The sequence below is a fragment of the Allobosea sp. NPDC055594 genome (assembly GCF_053618995.1).
This window is the reverse complement of record NZ_JBSHIO010000017.1, coordinates 70,828-86,688: the sequence shown is the minus strand read 5'-3', so window position 1 is coordinate 86,688 and position 15,861 is coordinate 70,828. Positions and strand designations below refer to the sequence as shown.

Below are 15,861 nucleotides of genomic sequence, written 5' to 3'. Positions count from 1 at the left end.
ATGGTCATGCACTACAAATCCTCCGCAGTGCAGCTCGACCAGCAGCAGATCAACAAACAGTTCGACTCAATCCAGATACCGGGACTGGGCGGAGGCGGACCGGGCGGACTGCCCGGACTGGACCTCAACGCGCCGCCGACGCTCAACCTGCAATAGCGCTGCGGCAGCGACCGCGATCAAGAAAGCCCCGGATCATGGTGATCCGGGGCTTTATTTCATTCGGGACACACTACCTCAGGCTGGAAACGGCCCAGAGAAGGGCTGCCGCCTACCAGCGCTGCCAGTTGCCTTCGTTAAGATTGTTGTCGCGCCGGACGCGGCCGCTGATCACGGCGCGCATCTCACCGACCGGAGACGGGCTGCGCGCCTCGCCATAGAGCATCGCCTCGGCGTTCGAACCGAAGCCTCCGCGCGAGCTGCCATTCTGCGAGCTCTTGCCGAACTCGACACGAACGCCGCCGCCCACCCTGACGCAGGCTGAGGAGCCCTCGAGCCGGACGAAGCCCGGCCCGTATTCGGGACAGGGCCGCGCCGTGGCCGCCGGCGCAGGGCGCGCCGCAGCCGGCTTGCTCTTCGCCGGTCCTCGTCCGGGGATGGGCTCGCCGATCGACTGGGCTGCGGCGAAGCCCGGCAAGGCGCAGAGGGCGAAGGCCGTTGTGAACAGGAGTTTCATCTGCGTCCGTACACCAGGGCGAATGCGGGAGTGTAACGCTGAAAACAAGGCCCTGCTAGGGCAAGCCAGCCGCTGAAACCAGCGAAAACCCCGGCCTTACGGCCGGGGCTCGTCACTGGTCGCAGGACCACCTTTCGGCCCGCGGCGGCCGAACCGGCTTTGGCTTCAGAGATGATTGGCCGCGCGCGCCCTGATCAGGAAATTGTCATAGGTGTATTCGGCGATCTGGAACCAGAGATACTCATCCCCGCGGAAGACCGACATCGCCTCATAGAGCTTCTTGAAGTCGGGGTTCTTGGCGCTCACCTCGGCATAGACCTCCTTGGAAGCCTTGAGGCAGGCCTCGAGGATCTCCTGCGAGAAAGGCCGCAGCTGCGCGCCGCCGCCGACCAGCCGCTTCAGCGCAGCCGGGTTGCGGGCATCGTATTTCGCCTGCATATCGACATTGGCGAGGCCGGCCGCGGTCGCCAAGATCGACTTGTAGGTCTTGGGCAGGGCCTCCCATTTCGCCGTGTTGATGAAGAAGTGCAGGGCTGCGCCGCCTTCCCACCAGCCGGGATAGTAGTAATAGGGCGCGACCTTGTTGAAGCCGAGCTTCTCGTCATCGGCCGGGCCGACCCATTCGGCGGCGTCGATCGTGCCCTTCTCCAGCGCCGGGTAGATGTCGCCGCCGCCGATCTGCTGCGGCACGACCCCGAGCTTGGAGACGACCTGCCCGGCGAAGCCGCCGATGCGCATCTTCAGGCCCTGCAGGTCGGCGACCGTCTTGATCTCCTTGCGGAACCAGCCGCCCATCTGGCAGCCGGTATTGCCGCCGGGAAGCGCGTAGATGTTGTGCTTCTTGTAGAACTCGTTGAGCAGGTCCATGCCACCGCCATGGTAGAACCAGGCGTTCTGCTGGCGCGAATTCAGGCCGAAGGGCACCGCGGTGCCGAAGGCGAAGGTTGGATCCTTGCCAACATAGTAATAGGACGCCGTATGGCACATCTCGACGGTGCTGTTGGTGACGGCATCGGCCGCCTGCAGCGCCGGCACGATCTCGCCAGCGGCGAAGACCTGGATCTGGAACTTGCCGTCGGTCGCTTCCGAGACGGCCTTCGAGAGGACCTCCGAGGCCCCGAAGATCGTATCGAGCGACTTCGGAAAGGACGAGGTGACCCGCCATTTCACCTCCGGCATGGACTGCGCGATCGCCGGTGCGGCAATGGCGCTGGCGGCGGCGCCGGCACCGGCGGCCTTCAGGAATAGACGACGCTTCATGTGGCTGGCTCCTCCCAGAGCGCTGGAGGCGCGCCGGTGTTTCCGGTTCGCGCGCGGCCCCAGAAAAGCGGCGCCGGAACGAAAGCGCAAGGAAAAAGCATATCGACCATGCAAAATTCGCATGGCGTACGACTTTAGTCCGATCGCGCCGCCGGCATCGGCGCGGATGGCGCACTTCCGCGAACCGCGCATGAAAAAGCCCGGCCAAAGGCCGGGCTTTCGCAATTTCAACGGGCGCAGCGAGCGAGCAGCCGCCCGCCCGAGCGCTCAGCGGGCGCGCGAACGGACCTGGAAGATGTCGAAGGTCAGCTCGGCCACCTGCCACCAGAGATACTGGTCGTTGCGGAAGGCCTGCATCGCGTCGATGGCCTTCTTGAACTCGGGGTTCTTGGCCGAAATCTCGGCATAGAGCTCGTTCGACGCCTTCAGGCAGGCCTCGAGGATCTCCTGCGAGAACGGACGCAGCTGCGCGCCGGCGCCGACCAGGCGCTTCAGCGCGGCCGGGTTCTGGACGTCGTATTTCGAGATCATCGAGTTGGTGGCATAGGCGCAGGCCGCGTTCAGCGCCGCCTGGTAGTTCTTCGGCAGCGAGGCCCACTTCTCGGTGTTGATGAAGGCGTGGACCGCCGGGCCGCCCTCCCAGAACCCCGGATAGTAGTAGTACGGAGCCACCTTGGCGAAGCCGAGCTTCTCGTCGTCATAGGGACCGACCCATTCGGCGCCGTCGATCGTGCCCTTCTCGAGCGCCGGATAGATGTCGCCGCCGGCGAGCTGCTGCGGCACGACGCCGAGCTTGGCCATGACCTGGCCGGCAATGCCGGCGATGCGCATCTTCAGGCCCTGAAGATCGGCCGCGGTCTTGATCTCCTTGCGGAACCAGCCACCCATCTGGGCCCCGGTCGCGCCGCACTGGATGGCGTGGACATTGTACTTCTTGAAGAACTCGTTGAAGAGCTCGCCGCCGCCGCCATGCGAAAGCCAGGCGTTCTGCATGCGGGTGTTGAGGCCGAACGGCACCGAGGACGGGATCGCGAAGGTCGGATCCTTGCCGACATAGTAGTAGGCGACGGTGTGGCACATCTCGACGGTGTTGTTCGAGACGGCGTCCAGCGCCTGCAGGCCGGGGACGATTTCGCCGGCGGCGAAGACCTGGATCTGGAACTTACCATCGGTCAGCTCCGACACCATCTTCGCCAGCGTCTCGCCGCCGCCATAGATGGTGTCGAGCGACTTCGGGAAGCTCGACGTCAGGCGCCATTTCACTTCAGGATTGGACTGGGCAATCGCCGGCATGGCGATGGCGGACGCGGCAGCACCGGCGGTGGCGGCCTGGATGAACTGACGACGCTTCATTATGGGCATCTCCTCGGTAGGACCATTATCACCGCGCCGCCGTGAGCCGGCACCGCTGCTTGAGACGTTGGACTGGCGATCAGGATGTGATGCAGTGGCGACATGAGCCTGGCGCCCGGTTGATCCGCGATCGCCATCATCGGCTTCAAATCTAAACCTGCACGGTTTGTGGGCAGCGCTCCCCGATCGTTGCAGGACCGGAAGCCAGGCCGGGGATGCTCGACAAATGCGTCCCTGGCATGGCACGGCTGCATCACAAGCGCATGATCCAATCCCGGAACGCAGTCAACCTCGTCCTTTGGCGAATCCGCCCGCAGCGAAGAGAGCGCATCATGAATCAGGACCGGCTGGCGAAACTGAGGGCCCGCTATGCTGGGGCCAGTGGCGCCGATATCCATGATCCCCGCTTCGCGGAGGTCGCCGCCGGCCAGTTCAAGGGCGATCGGCGCAAATGGCCCTTCTCCGACGTCGCGACTTTCGTCAACGCACCTTACCGGCCCGATGCGCTGTCGCAGCCCGATCTCGGCGGCCTCGACGTCGCGATCATCGGCCTGCCGATGGATCTCGGCGTGACCAACCGGGCGGGCACCCGGCTCGGACCGCGCGCCGTCAGGGCGGTCGAGCGGATCGGGCCGATGGATCATAGCCTCGGCACGGCGCCGCTCGGCATGCTGAAAGTCGCCGATATCGGCGACGTGCCGTTCCGCTCGCGCTATTCGCTCGAAAGCTGCCACGAGGACATCGAGGCCACCTTCAAGACGATCGTGAAGGCCGGCGTCTCGACGCTCGCGGTCGGCGGCGACCATTCGATCACCTATCCGATCCTGAAGGCCGTCGGCGAGAAGCGCCCGGTCGGCATGGTGCATATCGATGCCCATTGCGACACCTCCGGCCCCTATGAGGGCTCGAAATTCCACCATGGCGGGCCGTTCCGTCAGGCGGTGCTCGACGGCGTGCTCGATCCGGAACGCGTGATCCAGATCGGCATCCGCGGCGGAGCCGAATATCTCTGGGAATTCTCCTACGAGTCCGGCATGACCGTGATCCATGCCGACGAGGTCGACCGGATGGGGCTCGACGCCGTGATCGCCAAGGCGCTCGCGGTGATCGGCGACGGGCCGACCTATGTCTCCTTCGACGTCGATTCGCTCGACCCGGCCTTCGCCCCGGGCACCGGCACGCCCGAGGTCGGCGGCCTGACGCCGCGGGAGGCGCTCGCCATCCTGCGGGGGCTGAAGGGGCGCAACATCGTCGCCGCCGACGTGGTCGAGGTCGCGCCGCAATACGACGCGACGAGCAACACCGCCCAATGCGCGGCGCAGGTCTTGTTCACCGAGCTCTGCCTGATCGCCGAGGCACGCGCGGCCGGCAAGGGCCGACTCTGACAGAGCGGCGCATCTGCCAACGCGCAACCGGCATCACCCAGCCGGCTGCGGTTCGTGGCGGTTAGCCCAGCGATCCTGCCAGGTTGGCCGGCAACAAAACTCGTCATGCCAAGAGAGCATGGCGAGCCCGCCTTTGCGCTCGCGCCATGCAAATGACTTGCACTGAAGGCAATGCGGCGGCAGTATGCTGCGATGCAACACGCGTGACGTGCCGCACCAACGACATCCCATTTTCGGACGAGATACATGCCCCCCGCCAGCACGGGCGACGCCGCCATGCGTCCGCTCGCCGAACCGGCACGACGCACCGGCCTGATCCTGTTCGCCCTCGCTCTGGGCGGCTTTGCCATCGGCACCGCCGAATTCGCGGTGATGAGCCTGCTGCCCTATTTCTCGGCCGGGCTCGGCATCGACGAGCCGACCGCCGGACATGTGATCAGCGCCTATGCGCTCGGCGTCGTCGCCGGTGCGCCGGTGATCGCCGTGCTCGCGGCCCGGGTGGCGCGGCGGACGCTGCTGATCGCCCTGATGGCGGCCTTCGCCATCGCCAACGGCCTCAGTGCGCTCGCCCCCTCCTATGGCTGGATGTTGCTGTTCCGCTTTCTCAGCGGTCTGCCGCATGGCGCCTATTTCGGCGTCGCCGCGCTGGTCGCAGCCTCGCTGGTACCGGCGAACCAACGGGCGCAATCAGTCGCGCGGGTCATGCTCGGCCTGACCATCGCGACCATCCTCGGCGTGCCATTCGCGAATTTCCTGGGCCAGACACTGGGCTGGCGCTGGGGCTTCGGCATCGTCGCCGTGCTGGCTCTCGCGACCGCCGTCATGGTCGCCGCCTTCGCGCCGAAGGATGCACCGCAGACCGGCGCGAGCTCCTTGCGCGAACTCGAGGCGCTGCGGAGCCGGCAGGTCTGGCTGACGCTGGCGATCGGCGCCGTCGGCTTCGGGGGGATGTTCGCGGTCTACACCTATGTCGCCTCGACCTTGATGGAGGTGACCGGCGTCTCGGCAGCGACGGTGCCGGCGGTCCTCGCGATCTTCGGGCTCGGCCTGACGGCCGGCACGCTCGTCGCCGCCTGGGCGGCGGACCGGGCGCTGATGCCCGCGATTGGCGCGATCCTGTTGTGGAGCGCGGCCTCGCTGGCGCTGTTTCCGCTGGCGGCGGGGAACATCTGGGCCGTATCGGTGGTGGTCTTCATGATCGGCTGCGGCGGCGGCCTCGGCGCCGCCCTGCAGACCCGGCTGATGGACGTCGCCGGAGAGGCGCAGACGCTCGCCGCCGCTCTGAACCACAGCGCCTTCAACACCGCCAACGCGCTCGGCCCCTGGCTCGGCGGCATGGCGATCGCGGCCGGCTATGGCTGGACCTCTACGGGCTGGGTCGGTACGGGCCTGGCGCTCGGCGGCTTTGCCATCTTCATGGTGGCCTTGTGGGACATGCGGGCAAGCGGCAGCGCCCCCCTGCCCGCTCCGGCCGAATAGCGAGCGCCCCCGGCTCAGCCCGGCAGCGGCGCAGCGACTAGGCGCATCGCCGCCGGAATTGCCGCGCGGCCCGCGTCGAGCTGGTCCGTCAGCACATAATACCAGTTGAAGCCGACATAGAGCCCAAGCCGCATCTCGACTTCATCCAGGCCGATCTCACCACGCGCCACCGCCGCCGCGAACAGGGCGCGGACATCGCACAGACGCTCCGGCAGGAATTTGTCGCGCAAGGCGGCAAGCGCCGCGGCATCGTTCTGGGCTTCCGCGACCAGAGCACGAAACGTCCGGCCGGACGGCGTGTCACGCCAGAAATCCCAGAGCGCGGCGGTATAAAGGGCAAGATCATCCGCCAGGCTACCGGTCGCCGCGGCCTTCACCATCGCCTTCTCGGCGGCGTAGACCTCGATCAGCAGTTCGGCCTTGTTCTTCCACCAGCGATAGATCGTCGGCTTTCCGGCTCCGGCCCGCCGGGACACGGCGTCGATCGAGAAGCCGGCATAGCCCTCCTCCGCGAGAACCGCCCGCGCCGCCGCGAGAATCGCCGCCTGCGATGCCGGGTTGCGGCGCGCGCCGATAGAGGCACGGCGCGGCGCCGAGCGGTCAGTCGCGTTCATTCTTGTCCCACTGCTTCCACCAACCACGCGTGGTGCCTCCTTGCGCCGGCTCCGGCGGCCAGCCTTCGCTCACCAGGCCAGCGCCGCCCCTTGATATCGAAACGATCCGTATCTATCAATCCAATCGAAACGATACGTTTCGTTATGGAGACCTGATATGTCCCTTCCATCCTTGGCCTCAGCCTTGCTCGCCCGCCTGCGATTTCTCGCAACGCTGATGCTCGGCGCCTATCTTCTGATCAATCTGCTGCTGTCGGCGCTTGCGCCGCTGACATCCGGCTGGTCGACCTGGTCGGTCACCGCCCTCGCCGTCCCGCCAATGGTTCTCGGAATGGTCTATCTCGTCATCCCGATCGCGCGTCGCCAGGGCTGAAGCGCCACCGCTTCGAGGCCGCAGGCACGGCGCGGCAGCGATCGAATCGGGCGCACCGGCCGCCGGCCCGGCTGCCGGTGCTCCCAGCCTTTTTCTCCTTCCACTGGAGGAAACGCCTGCGCCCTGAGGCGCTCCAAGAACAGGCCGAAGCGCCGCAGCGCCGGATTTGCTTCGGCAACGCGCTGGCCAGCCGCGGACGAATTGCGCTTTCGTCGCAAGATCCGACAAGCGCCAAAGGCGAGAAAATCCGCAAATAATCGAGCCAAAGCAAAGCCTTGCAGTGCATTTTTCTTGTGCCGGAAGGCTCAGAAAAGCTGCAAGGCGCCCCTTGCGGGCAAGGCCCGTGATCGCACAATCTGCGCGCACAAGCCGGAACGGGAGCTCGAAACGCCCTGCCTGGCGAACCCAAAGGGGAGGCACCATGAAAGGTTTCGTTCGCTTCATCGCCGCCGCAGCGCTCACCGCCATCGGCGCCACCGGTGCCCTGGCGCAGGCCAAGGAATGGAAAGAGGTCAGGATCGGCACGGAAGGCGCCTATCCGCCCTACAACAACCTCAACGCCAAGAAGGAGCTCGAGGGCTTCGAGATCGATTACGGCAACCTGCTCTGCGAGAAGATGAAGGTGAAGTGCACCTGGATCGTGCAGGACTGGGACGGAATCATCCCGGCGCTGCAGGCCAACAAATACGACATCATCATCGCCGGCATGAACGCCACCGATGAGCGCAGGAAGCAGGTCGACTTCACCTCGCCCTACAGCAAGACCCCGATCTGGATGGTCGGCCCGAAGGCGACGACTTCCACCGACATCTCCCCCGCCGCCCTCAAGGGCAAGGCGATCGGCGCGCAGGGCTCGACGATCCACGCGAACTTCCTCGAGAAATTCTACAAGGACTCGACCGCGCGGCTCTATCCGACCCAGGAAGAGGCCAATCTCGACCTGCTGAACGGCCGCCTCGACTACATCGTCGCCGACGCGCTGGCGCTGGCCGACTTCCTCAAGGGCCAGGGCAAGGATTGCTGCAAGCTCATCGCCGAAGTGAAGCGCGACGACGCGATCCACGGCGCAGGCGTCGCCGGTGCGGTGCGCAAGTCCGATACCGCCCTCAAGGCGATGTTCGACAAGGCGATCGCCGAGACGATCGCCGACGGCTCGCAGAAGAAGATCGAAGACAAGTGGTTCAAGTTCAACTGACCCTTGGCTGAGGCCCGCCCGCCGGCCATACTAGGCCGGCGGGAACCACTCCCTCGCGCGCCGGCTCTCCCATGCTCGACAAATTCGCCCTGCTCGGCTTCGGCCCCGGCGGCTGGGGATGGGCCCTGCTGCAGGGCGCCGCCATCACCATCTCGATCGCCCTCGCCACCTTGCCCTTCGGACTGGCACTCGGCCTGATCGTCGCGCTCTGCAAGCGCTCGGAGAGTATCGTCCTGCGCGCCTTCGCAACGGTCTACACCACGGTGTTCCGCGGCGTGCCCGAGCTTCTGACGCTCTACATCATCTATTTCGGCATCCAGATCGTGGTGCAGAAAATCTGGTCGGGCTTCTCGATCCCGCCCTTCGTCGCCGGCATGGTGGCGCTCGGCATGGTGCTCGCCGCCTTCTCCAGCGAGGTCTGGGTCGGCGCGCTGAACTCGATCCAGAAGGGCCAGCGCGAAGCCGCCGCGGCGCTCGGCCTGTCCAAGCCGCAGGCTTTCCGCCTGGTCGTCTTCCCGCAACTGATCCGCGTCGCCCTGCCCGGCCTCGGCAACAACTGGATGGTGCTGCTGAAGGAGACCTCGCTGGTCTCGGTGATCACGCTGCCCGACATCATGTTCATCACGACGCGGGCCAATGTCGTGACCAAGGAACCCTTCCTGTTCTTCGGCGCAGCGATGCTGATCTATTTCGGTTTCTCGCTGATCTCCGCCTGGGGCATCGGCAGGATGGAGAAGCGCACCAATCGCGGCTACGCCGCCTTCGGCGGGACGACGCGATGAACTGGTGCGAATATCCCGGCTATTTCGTCGGCTCCGAGGTCTTCCAGAACTATGGCTGCCGCATGTTCGGCGGCCTCTGGGTCACCTTGCAGCTCGTGGTGATTTCCGTCGCGGTCGGCTTCGCGATGGCCGTCGGCCTCGCCGTCGCCCGGCTCTACGGCCCGCGCTGGGCGCAGGTCGCGATCAACGGCTACACCACCTTCTTCCGCGGGACGCCGCTGCTCTGCCAGCTCTTCCTGGTCTATTACGGCTTCGGCCAGTTCCGCCTGTTCTGGCAGGATATCGGGCTCTGGTGGTTCTTCCGCGAGCCGTTCTATTGCGCGGCCTTCACCTTCACGATCAACACCGCCGCCTATCAGGCCGAGATCCTGCGCGGCGCGATCCAGTCGATCCCGCGCGGCCAGTTCGAGGGCGCGCTGGCGCTCGGCCTGCATCGCTGGTCGTCGCTCCGCCATGTCATCCTGCCCCAGGCGATGATCCTGGCGCTACGTCCGCTCGGCAACGAGCTGATCGTGATGATCAAGGCGAGCGCCATCGCCTCGCTGGTGACGCTGTTCGACCTGATGGGCGCGACGCGGCTCGCCTTCGCGCGCTCCTTCGACCTGTCGATCTATCTCTACGCAGCCCTGATCTATCTCGCTTTGACCGAGCTGATCCGCAGGGTCTGGGACCGGCTGGAACTCAGGCTGACCAAGCATCTGGCGATGCGGTAAGCGGCGCTCCGCTCACGCCGGCAAGGTCAGGATCAGCGGGCCGTTGGCGGTCGCGACGACGGTGTGCTCGAACTGGACGGTCGGGGCGCGTGGCTCGGAATACAGGGTCCAGCGGTCGTCGCCCTCATTCTCGGCCCAGTCGGCGCCCAGCGACAGGAACGGCTCGACCGTGAAGACCAGCCCTTTTTGCATGACACGGCGCTCGGAGCGCTCCGGCCAGGTCGCGATCTCCTTCGGCTCCTCGTGAAGCGAGCGACCGATGCCGTGGCTGGCGAGGTTGCGGACCAGGCTGTAGCCGTTCTTCTGTGCGAAACGGCCGACGGCCTGACCGATTCCGGCCAGCGGCTTGCCGGCGCCGACCTGGCCGAGCCCGGCCCAGAGCGCCCGCTTGCCGTCGCGGCAGAGTCGCTCGATCCGGCGGTCGACGGGCGGCACGGTGAAGGAAGCGCCGGTGTCGGAAAAATAGCCGCCCTTCTCGGCGGAGACGTCGATGTTGACGAGGTCGCCGGCAGCGATGCGGCGCTGCCCGGGAATGCCGTGAGCCACTTCCTCGTTGATGCTGATGCAGGTCGCGCCCGGAAAGCCGTAGACGGTCTCGGGCGCCGAGTGGGCACCATGCCGCTCGAGCATCTCGCGGCCGATCGCGTCGAGCTCGGCGGTCGTCATGCCAGGCTCGAGCGCCTTGCCCATCGCTGCAAGCGTCTCGGCGACGATGCGACCGATCTCGCGCAGCGCCTGCAGTTCGTCATCATTGCTGATCGTCATGCACGGTTCCCTGCCGGATTTCCGGCGGGCGGGCAAGGCATCGGGAGCGCAGCTCCGGATGTCGTGAGCGCAGACGTGCGTTTAGGGACAGGCGGCCTTGGCACCGAGCCGCCTTCCCAGGGTCGCGCCCGCGCGCTAAACGCGCTTGGAAGGCAGAGCATCTCCGCGCTTCTTTGAAACGCGCAAATGCTCTAGTGCCTTGTTCTGTCGCATTTTCTTCACGCGAACCGGAATGGAGCAGTCCCATGGCCAAAGTCGCTTTCCTCGGTCTCGGCGTGATGGGCTATCCCATGGCCGGCCATCTCAAGGCCAAGGGCCATGAGGTCACCGTCTACAATCGCTCCCCCGCCAAGGCGCAGGCCTGGGTCGCGCAGCATGGCGGCGCTTCGGCGCTGACGCCGGCCGATGCCGCCAAAGGCCAGGAGATCGTCTTCTGCTGCGTCGGCAATGACGACGATCTGCGCTCTGTGACGACCGGTGAAGGCGGCGCCTTCGCCGCCATGGGCAAGGGCACGGTCTTCGTCGACCACACCACCGCCTCGGCGAATGTGGCGCGCGAACTCGATGCCGCGGCGAGCGCCGCCGGCTTCGGCTTCGTCGACGCGCCGGTCTCGGGCGGGCAGGCCGGCGCCGAGAACGGCGTGCTGACCGTGATGTGCGGCGGCGACCAGGCGACCTATGCCCGCGTCGAGCCGGTGATCGCGAGCTTCGCCCGGATGTGCAAGCTGATGGGCCCGGCCGGTGCCGGCCAGCTCACCAAGATGGTCAACCAGATCTGCATCGCCGGCCTCGTCCAGGGTCTGTCGGAAGGCGTCCATTTCGCCAAGCGCGCCGGGCTCGACGTCGAAGCGATGCTCGAGGTGATCTCGAAGGGCGCCGCCGGCTCCTGGCAGATGGAGAACCGCGGCAAGACCATGAACGCCGGCAAGTTCGATTTCGGCTTCGCGGTCGACTGGATGCGCAAGGACCTCGGCATCGTGCTCGACGAAGCCCGCCGCAACGAGGCGACGCTGCCGGTCACAGCGCTGGTCGACCAGTTCTACGCCGACGTCCAGAAGCTCGGCGGCGGCCGCTGGGACACCTCCAGCCTGCTGAAGCGCCTGGAGAAGTAAGGGCACCCTGCCCTTCCCGCATCGTCATTCCGGACAAGTCGCGTACCGACGCAGCTCCGGAATGACAGCTCACAGCGACATCAGATTATCCCGCCAGCCTTGCCACCTCGGCGCGCAGGACCGGCAGAAGATCGGCCTCGAACCACGGGTTCTTCCTCAGCCAGCCATTATTACGCCAGGAGGGATGCGGCAGCGGCAGGATGCGCGGACGCCGCTCCTGCCCGAGGATGGCGCGCCAATCGGCAACGGTCGCGGTCAGATCGGCCGCCGCCTTCGGGCCGAGATGCCAGGCTTGCGCATAGCGGCCGATCACCAGCACGAGTTCGACCTCGGACAGGCCGGCGAGCACGCGTGCCCGCCAGGCCGGCGCGCATTCGCGCCGCGGCGGCAGATCGCCGCCCTTGCCGTCCAGACCCGGAAAACAGAATCCCATCGGCACGATCGCAACGCGCGTGCCGTCATAGAAGCGCTCCTTGTCGAGGCCGAGCCAGTCGCGCAGCCGGTCGCCCGAGCGATCGGTGAAGGGCCGTCCGCTGGCATGGACACGGGTCCCCGGCGCCTGGCTGGCGATCAGCAGCCTTGCTCTCGCCGTCGCCTGGATGACCGGCCGCGGCTCATGCGGTAATCGCGGCGGATAAAGCGGCGCATCGCGGCAGAGGCGGCAGGCCCGCAGCTCGGCGAGGACGGCGTCGAGAGGTTCGGGCGCCGCTCGTTCCCGCGGCATCATCGGCCGGCCAGCCAAGTCGCCCCGCCCTGCCGGCGCGAAATCAGCCCGTCACAATTCCAGGCCGGAAGCTTCTCGGTATGGCGGTGCGGATCGCCCGGCTCGATGGTGGCGACGCCGTTGATGCGGCCCTCGCGCTGGGTCCGCAGCACATAGAGCTGACCGCTGCGCTCCACCGTGAAGCAATAGGTCCGGCGCGTCTCGTGCGGGCCGTAATAATAGCAGACCGCCTCCTGCGTCGTGGTCCAGCAGGCATCGCGGTTGAGGACGTGCCGGTTATGGCCGGTGGCCCGACCGTCCTTGTGGTGGAACTCGCTGAACGGGCGGCCATTATTGTAGCGGCCGCTCACCGTGTTGCCCTCGAAGAGCTGGCGGATCTCCTCGCCGGACAGGCGCTCTGCGGCGGAAGCAGGCATGGCCAACGCGGCGAGCGCGATCAGCGCAGCAGCGCGGCGGCGCGCCATTCGGGTCACCGCGCAGCCAGCAGGCGACGCGACATCGGCACGGCCGGCGCGCGCGAGATCAAACCGTCGCAATACCAAGGCTGACCGCCATCATTGTGATTGCGCGGATTGGCGAGTTCGACGGCGGCGACCGCATTGATCCGGCCATTTTCGAGATTGCGCAGCACATAGAGCCGCTGGTTCATCTCGACGGTGAAGCAGTGGATGGTGCGGTCGCTCGGCGGGCCGTAATAATAGCAGACGGCATCCTCCTTGATGATCCAGCAGGCATCGCGGTTCTGCTGCCAGCCATTATGGCCGAGCGCCCGGCCATCCGGGTCGTGATACTCGGTGAAGAAGCCGCCACCGGTATAGCGGCCGCTCACCGTGTTGCCGGTGAAAGCCTGCCTGATCTGTTCGCCGGTCAATCTTTCGGTCGCCAGCGCCGGCAAAGCGAAGAGCAGTGCAAGCAGGACTGTGACACCGCGCACCCGTCAGGCCTTCCAGCTCGGGCGGGCGGAGAGTTCGCCATGCCAGCGCCGGATATTGGCGAGATCCTCGGACAGCGGAATGCGCGACGGCTTCATGAAATCGACCGCGATGCCGGCGGTGATGTCGGCGACGCTCAGCTCGTCGCCGCAGACGAAGCGATTTGCGGCCAGCTGGAGATCGAGCAGCATCAGTTGGTCGTCGATCATCTCGCGATTGGCCTGAGCCCATTCCGGCACCTGGTCCTCCAGCTCGGCCATGGAGGGGTGGCTGTGCCGAAACACGGCGGCGACGCTGGAGAACAGGCCGAGCTCGACCCTACGGTTCCACATCTCGATCAGCGCACCCTGCTTCGGGTCGCGGCCGAACAGGGCAGGCGTCGGATGCAGCCCTTCGATGTAGCGGCAGATCGCCATGGTCTCGGCCAAGGCGGTGCCATCGTCCAGAACCAGCACCGGCAGGCGCTGGGACGGGTTGATGCGGGTGAACTCCGGCGTCTTGTGCTCCTTGCGGCCGATGTCGACCGGGACCAGATCAGGCAGCGGCACGCCCTTCTCGGCGAAAAAGATGCGGACGCGCCGCGGATTGGGCGCTCGCCCGCCATCATAGAGCTTCATCGCCACCCTCACAGCATTCTGGCTTCCAGCCGCATTCAGGGCGCCGAGCGCGCCCTGTCAAGACAAAGCCGGACAACAGGGCGCGAGCATGGCCGAGCGGCCCTGGCCCCGCCGGCCCGGCCTTACGGAACCAGCGCGCCGGCCAATCGCGGGCGATTCCGGAAAGCCCGGCGATGCCTATAGCGCCGGCGCGAGCAGCAGGAGCGCGACCGGCACCGTCAACGCCGCCAGCACCGTCTGCAGGGCGCAGATTCCGGCCATCAGCGGCGCATCGCCGCCGAGCTGCCGCGCCATGACATAGGAAGAGGAGGCCGTCGGCAGGGCATGGAACAGGATCGCGATCAGCGCCGCCTGGCCGCCCAGGCCGAAGGCCTTGAGGACCAGGAAGGTCACGAGCGGCATGAGCACGAATTTCGCGAAGGAGGCGGCGAGCGCCGGACGCAGCCCTCGGCCGAGGGCCCCCCAGTCGAGCGCCGCCCCGACGCAGAGCAGGCCGAGCGGCAGCGAGGCCTGGCCGAGTGCCTTCAGGAAACCCTCGATGCCCGGCGGCAGGCCGAGCCCGGCGGCCTGAATGGCGATGCCGATCAAGCAGGACATCAGCAGGGGATTGAGCGCGAGGCCGCGCAGCACACCGCGCAGGCTCGGCTGGGCCACGCCCCAGCGCGCGAAGACCAGCACGCAGAGCAGGTTCACCGTCGGGACGATCGCGGCATTGGCGACGGCAGCCAGCGAAAGGGCGGGAGCGCCGAGCAGGCTGACCGCGGCGCTGAGTCCAACATAGTTGTTGAAGCGGATGCCACCCTGGAAGACGGAGGTGAAGGCCGCGTCGCTCGAGGCCAGCCAGGGCTTGGCCAGTACCAGCAGCGCCGAGACGACAAGGATCGGGACCACCAGCGCGATGGCGAGAGCGCCGACCGGAACACCGCGCAGATCCGCCATCGACAGCGCATGGATGAACAATGCGGGCAGAAGCACATAATAGCAGAGCCGCTCCGCCTGCGGCCAGAAGCTGTCGGGCAGGAAGCGCCGGCGGTGCATCAGGTGGCCGAGCGCGATCAGCAGGGCGATCGGCGCGAGCGCAAGAAGGATGGCGCCGATCATCGGCCTGCTCCGACTGACCTTCGGGGAGAGAAAGACCGTCTTCTAGAGCCAAGCGGGGAGCGAAGACATTCCCCATGACAGCCCGCTGTCATGCGCCGGCCACATGCCTCGCTGCGGGCGTCAGCGGCGCAGAGGCCGGAGAGGGCATCGGCTCCACCCCGCCATCGCACAATGTCGCTCCGGTTCCGAGAGAATGCGGCACGGGCTAGCGTGGATGGCTCTGGCGCCATTCCGAAGGCCGCTGGAAAGTCAGGGCCCAGAGACCGCGACCGGCGGCCCTCGCCTCCTCCTCCTCGGCCCGGTAGTCGCCATAGGCGAGCGCCTGGCCGTTGCGGACGAGCGCGGCGTTGATCTCGGCCTCGCCCTGGCGGCAGCGGGCGAGGCCGCGGCCATAGCGATCCGGCCGCGAGATGGTGCAGGTGACATTGCCGCGCGCCAGCATGTCGGCGAGCACACGGCGCGCCTGTCGCCCGCAGGCGACATCGCGGCCGCTCCTATCGCGGCAGGTCTGGCGGTATTCGGGCGCGTCTATGCCCTCGAGGCGCAGTTCCTCACCAGCGAGTCTGAGGGAATCGCCGTCGATCGCCTCGGCTGCACCGGTCAGGATTTTGGCAGTGCCCAGCCGATATTGCAGAACCGCGCCGGCCACCGCCAAAAGGCCGATGAAGCCGAGCGCCACGACGAGATCGACCGCGCGACCGACGCGCCGCCAGCCAAATGGGCCATGACCATTCGTCCTGATTCCGAAACGAGACATCAGCACTAGCTTAACGATTTCCTGCC

General features: G+C 66.7%; 18 protein-coding genes. 7 read left to right on the top strand and 11 right to left on the bottom strand.

Going from position 1 to position 15,861, the window contains the following annotated elements:
* Window positions 1–268: 268 nt before the first annotated feature.
* From ACWGRX_RS23710 to ACWGRX_RS23700, 3 genes are all read right to left on the bottom strand, one after another.
* Window positions 269–673 (bottom strand): porin, encoded by a 405-nt coding sequence (locus ACWGRX_RS23710; protein ID WP_452119571.1) that lies wholly within the window; start codon window positions 671–673, stop codon window positions 269–271.
* 165 nt (window positions 674–838) lie between these two features.
* Window positions 839–1,933 carry a TRAP transporter substrate-binding protein gene (locus tag ACWGRX_RS23705; RefSeq protein ID WP_452119570.1) on the bottom strand — a complete coding sequence of 365 codons (1,095 nt, stop codon included), beginning with the start codon at window positions 1,931–1,933 and terminating at the stop codon, window positions 839–841.
* Between the two features lie 267 nt (window positions 1,934–2,200).
* Window positions 2,201–3,286: a TRAP transporter substrate-binding protein gene (locus ACWGRX_RS23700; RefSeq protein WP_291635029.1), complete on the bottom strand. Its 1,086-nt coding sequence runs from the start codon at window positions 3,284–3,286 to the stop codon at window positions 2,201–2,203.
* 332 nt (window positions 3,287–3,618) lie between these two features.
* Between ACWGRX_RS23700 and speB the strand changes: the two genes are divergently transcribed.
* Both speB and ACWGRX_RS23690 read left to right on the top strand, forming a co-directional pair.
* A complete protein-coding gene (speB, locus tag ACWGRX_RS23695; protein ID WP_291635027.1) occupies window positions 3,619–4,671 on the top strand; it encodes an agmatinase in 1,053 nt (350 codons plus the stop codon).
* Window positions 4,672–4,917: 246 nt separating this feature from the next.
* Entirely contained in the window at window positions 4,918–6,150 is a 1,233-nt protein-coding gene (locus tag ACWGRX_RS23690; protein ID WP_452119569.1) for an MFS transporter, read from the top strand.
* Between the two features lie 14 nt (window positions 6,151–6,164).
* Here ACWGRX_RS23690 and ACWGRX_RS23685 read toward each other — a convergent pair whose 3' ends face one another.
* Complete coding sequence (locus tag ACWGRX_RS23685) at window positions 6,165–6,764, bottom strand: TetR/AcrR family transcriptional regulator (RefSeq protein WP_452119568.1); 600 nt, start codon at window positions 6,762–6,764, stop codon at window positions 6,165–6,167.
* 157 nt (window positions 6,765–6,921) lie between these two features.
* Between ACWGRX_RS23685 and ACWGRX_RS23680 the strand changes: the two genes are divergently transcribed.
* From ACWGRX_RS23680 to ACWGRX_RS23665, 4 genes are all read left to right on the top strand, one after another.
* Window positions 6,922–7,137, top strand: coding sequence for a hypothetical protein (locus tag ACWGRX_RS23680; protein ID WP_291648776.1), 216 nt, complete (start codon window positions 6,922–6,924; stop codon window positions 7,135–7,137).
* Between the two features lie 421 nt (window positions 7,138–7,558).
* The gene (locus ACWGRX_RS23675) at window positions 7,559–8,332 is read left to right on the top strand and encodes a transporter substrate-binding domain-containing protein (RefSeq protein ID WP_291648774.1); all 774 of its coding nucleotides are present in this window, start codon (window positions 7,559–7,561) and stop codon (window positions 8,330–8,332) included.
* Between the two features lie 71 nt (window positions 8,333–8,403).
* The gene (locus tag ACWGRX_RS23670; RefSeq protein WP_291635019.1) at window positions 8,404–9,114 is read left to right on the top strand and encodes an ABC transporter permease; all 711 of its coding nucleotides are present in this window, start codon (window positions 8,404–8,406) and stop codon (window positions 9,112–9,114) included.
* Window positions 9,111–9,827 carry an ABC transporter permease gene (locus tag ACWGRX_RS23665; protein WP_452119567.1) on the top strand — a complete coding sequence of 239 codons (717 nt, stop codon included), beginning with the start codon at window positions 9,111–9,113 and terminating at the stop codon, window positions 9,825–9,827. The genes ACWGRX_RS23670 and ACWGRX_RS23665 overlap by 4 nt, the downstream gene beginning before the upstream one ends.
* A 12-nt stretch (window positions 9,828–9,839) precedes the next feature.
* Here ACWGRX_RS23665 and map read toward each other — a convergent pair whose 3' ends face one another.
* Window positions 9,840–10,592, bottom strand: coding sequence for a type I methionyl aminopeptidase (map, locus tag ACWGRX_RS23660; RefSeq protein WP_452119566.1), 753 nt, complete (start codon window positions 10,590–10,592; stop codon window positions 9,840–9,842).
* A gap of 245 nt (window positions 10,593–10,837) precedes the next feature.
* On the opposite strand from map, the gene ACWGRX_RS23655 reads away from it, so the two are divergent.
* A complete protein-coding gene (locus tag ACWGRX_RS23655) occupies window positions 10,838–11,704 on the top strand; it encodes an NAD(P)-dependent oxidoreductase (RefSeq protein ID WP_452119565.1) in 867 nt (288 codons plus the stop codon).
* 85 nt (window positions 11,705–11,789) lie between these two features.
* Here the strand turns inward: ACWGRX_RS23655 and ACWGRX_RS23650 are convergent, their stop codons facing one another.
* The 6 genes from ACWGRX_RS23650 to ACWGRX_RS23625 all read right to left on the bottom strand — a co-directional run bounded on the left by ACWGRX_RS23650 (window position 11,790) and on the right by ACWGRX_RS23625 (window position 15,835).
* Window positions 11,790–12,428: a uracil-DNA glycosylase family protein gene (locus ACWGRX_RS23650; protein ID WP_452119564.1), complete on the bottom strand. Its 639-nt coding sequence runs from the start codon at window positions 12,426–12,428 to the stop codon at window positions 11,790–11,792.
* Entirely contained in the window at window positions 12,428–12,892 is a 465-nt protein-coding gene (locus tag ACWGRX_RS23645) for a hypothetical protein (RefSeq protein WP_452119563.1), read from the bottom strand. Before ACWGRX_RS23645 ends, ACWGRX_RS23650 begins: the two co-directional genes overlap by 1 nt.
* A 5-nt stretch (window positions 12,893–12,897) precedes the next feature.
* Window positions 12,898–13,362 (bottom strand): hypothetical protein, encoded by a 465-nt coding sequence (locus ACWGRX_RS23640; protein WP_291635003.1) that lies wholly within the window; start codon window positions 13,360–13,362, stop codon window positions 12,898–12,900.
* A gap of 3 nt (window positions 13,363–13,365) precedes the next feature.
* Window positions 13,366–13,977: a glutathione S-transferase family protein gene (locus tag ACWGRX_RS23635; RefSeq protein WP_291648765.1), complete on the bottom strand. Its 612-nt coding sequence runs from the start codon at window positions 13,975–13,977 to the stop codon at window positions 13,366–13,368.
* A gap of 177 nt (window positions 13,978–14,154) precedes the next feature.
* Window positions 14,155–15,078, bottom strand: coding sequence for an AEC family transporter (locus ACWGRX_RS23630; protein WP_452119562.1), 924 nt, complete (start codon window positions 15,076–15,078; stop codon window positions 14,155–14,157).
* 205 nt (window positions 15,079–15,283) lie between these two features.
* Window positions 15,284–15,835: a thermonuclease family protein gene (locus ACWGRX_RS23625; RefSeq protein ID WP_291634997.1), complete on the bottom strand. Its 552-nt coding sequence runs from the start codon at window positions 15,833–15,835 to the stop codon at window positions 15,284–15,286.
* Between the last annotated feature and the right edge of the window lie 26 nt (window positions 15,836–15,861).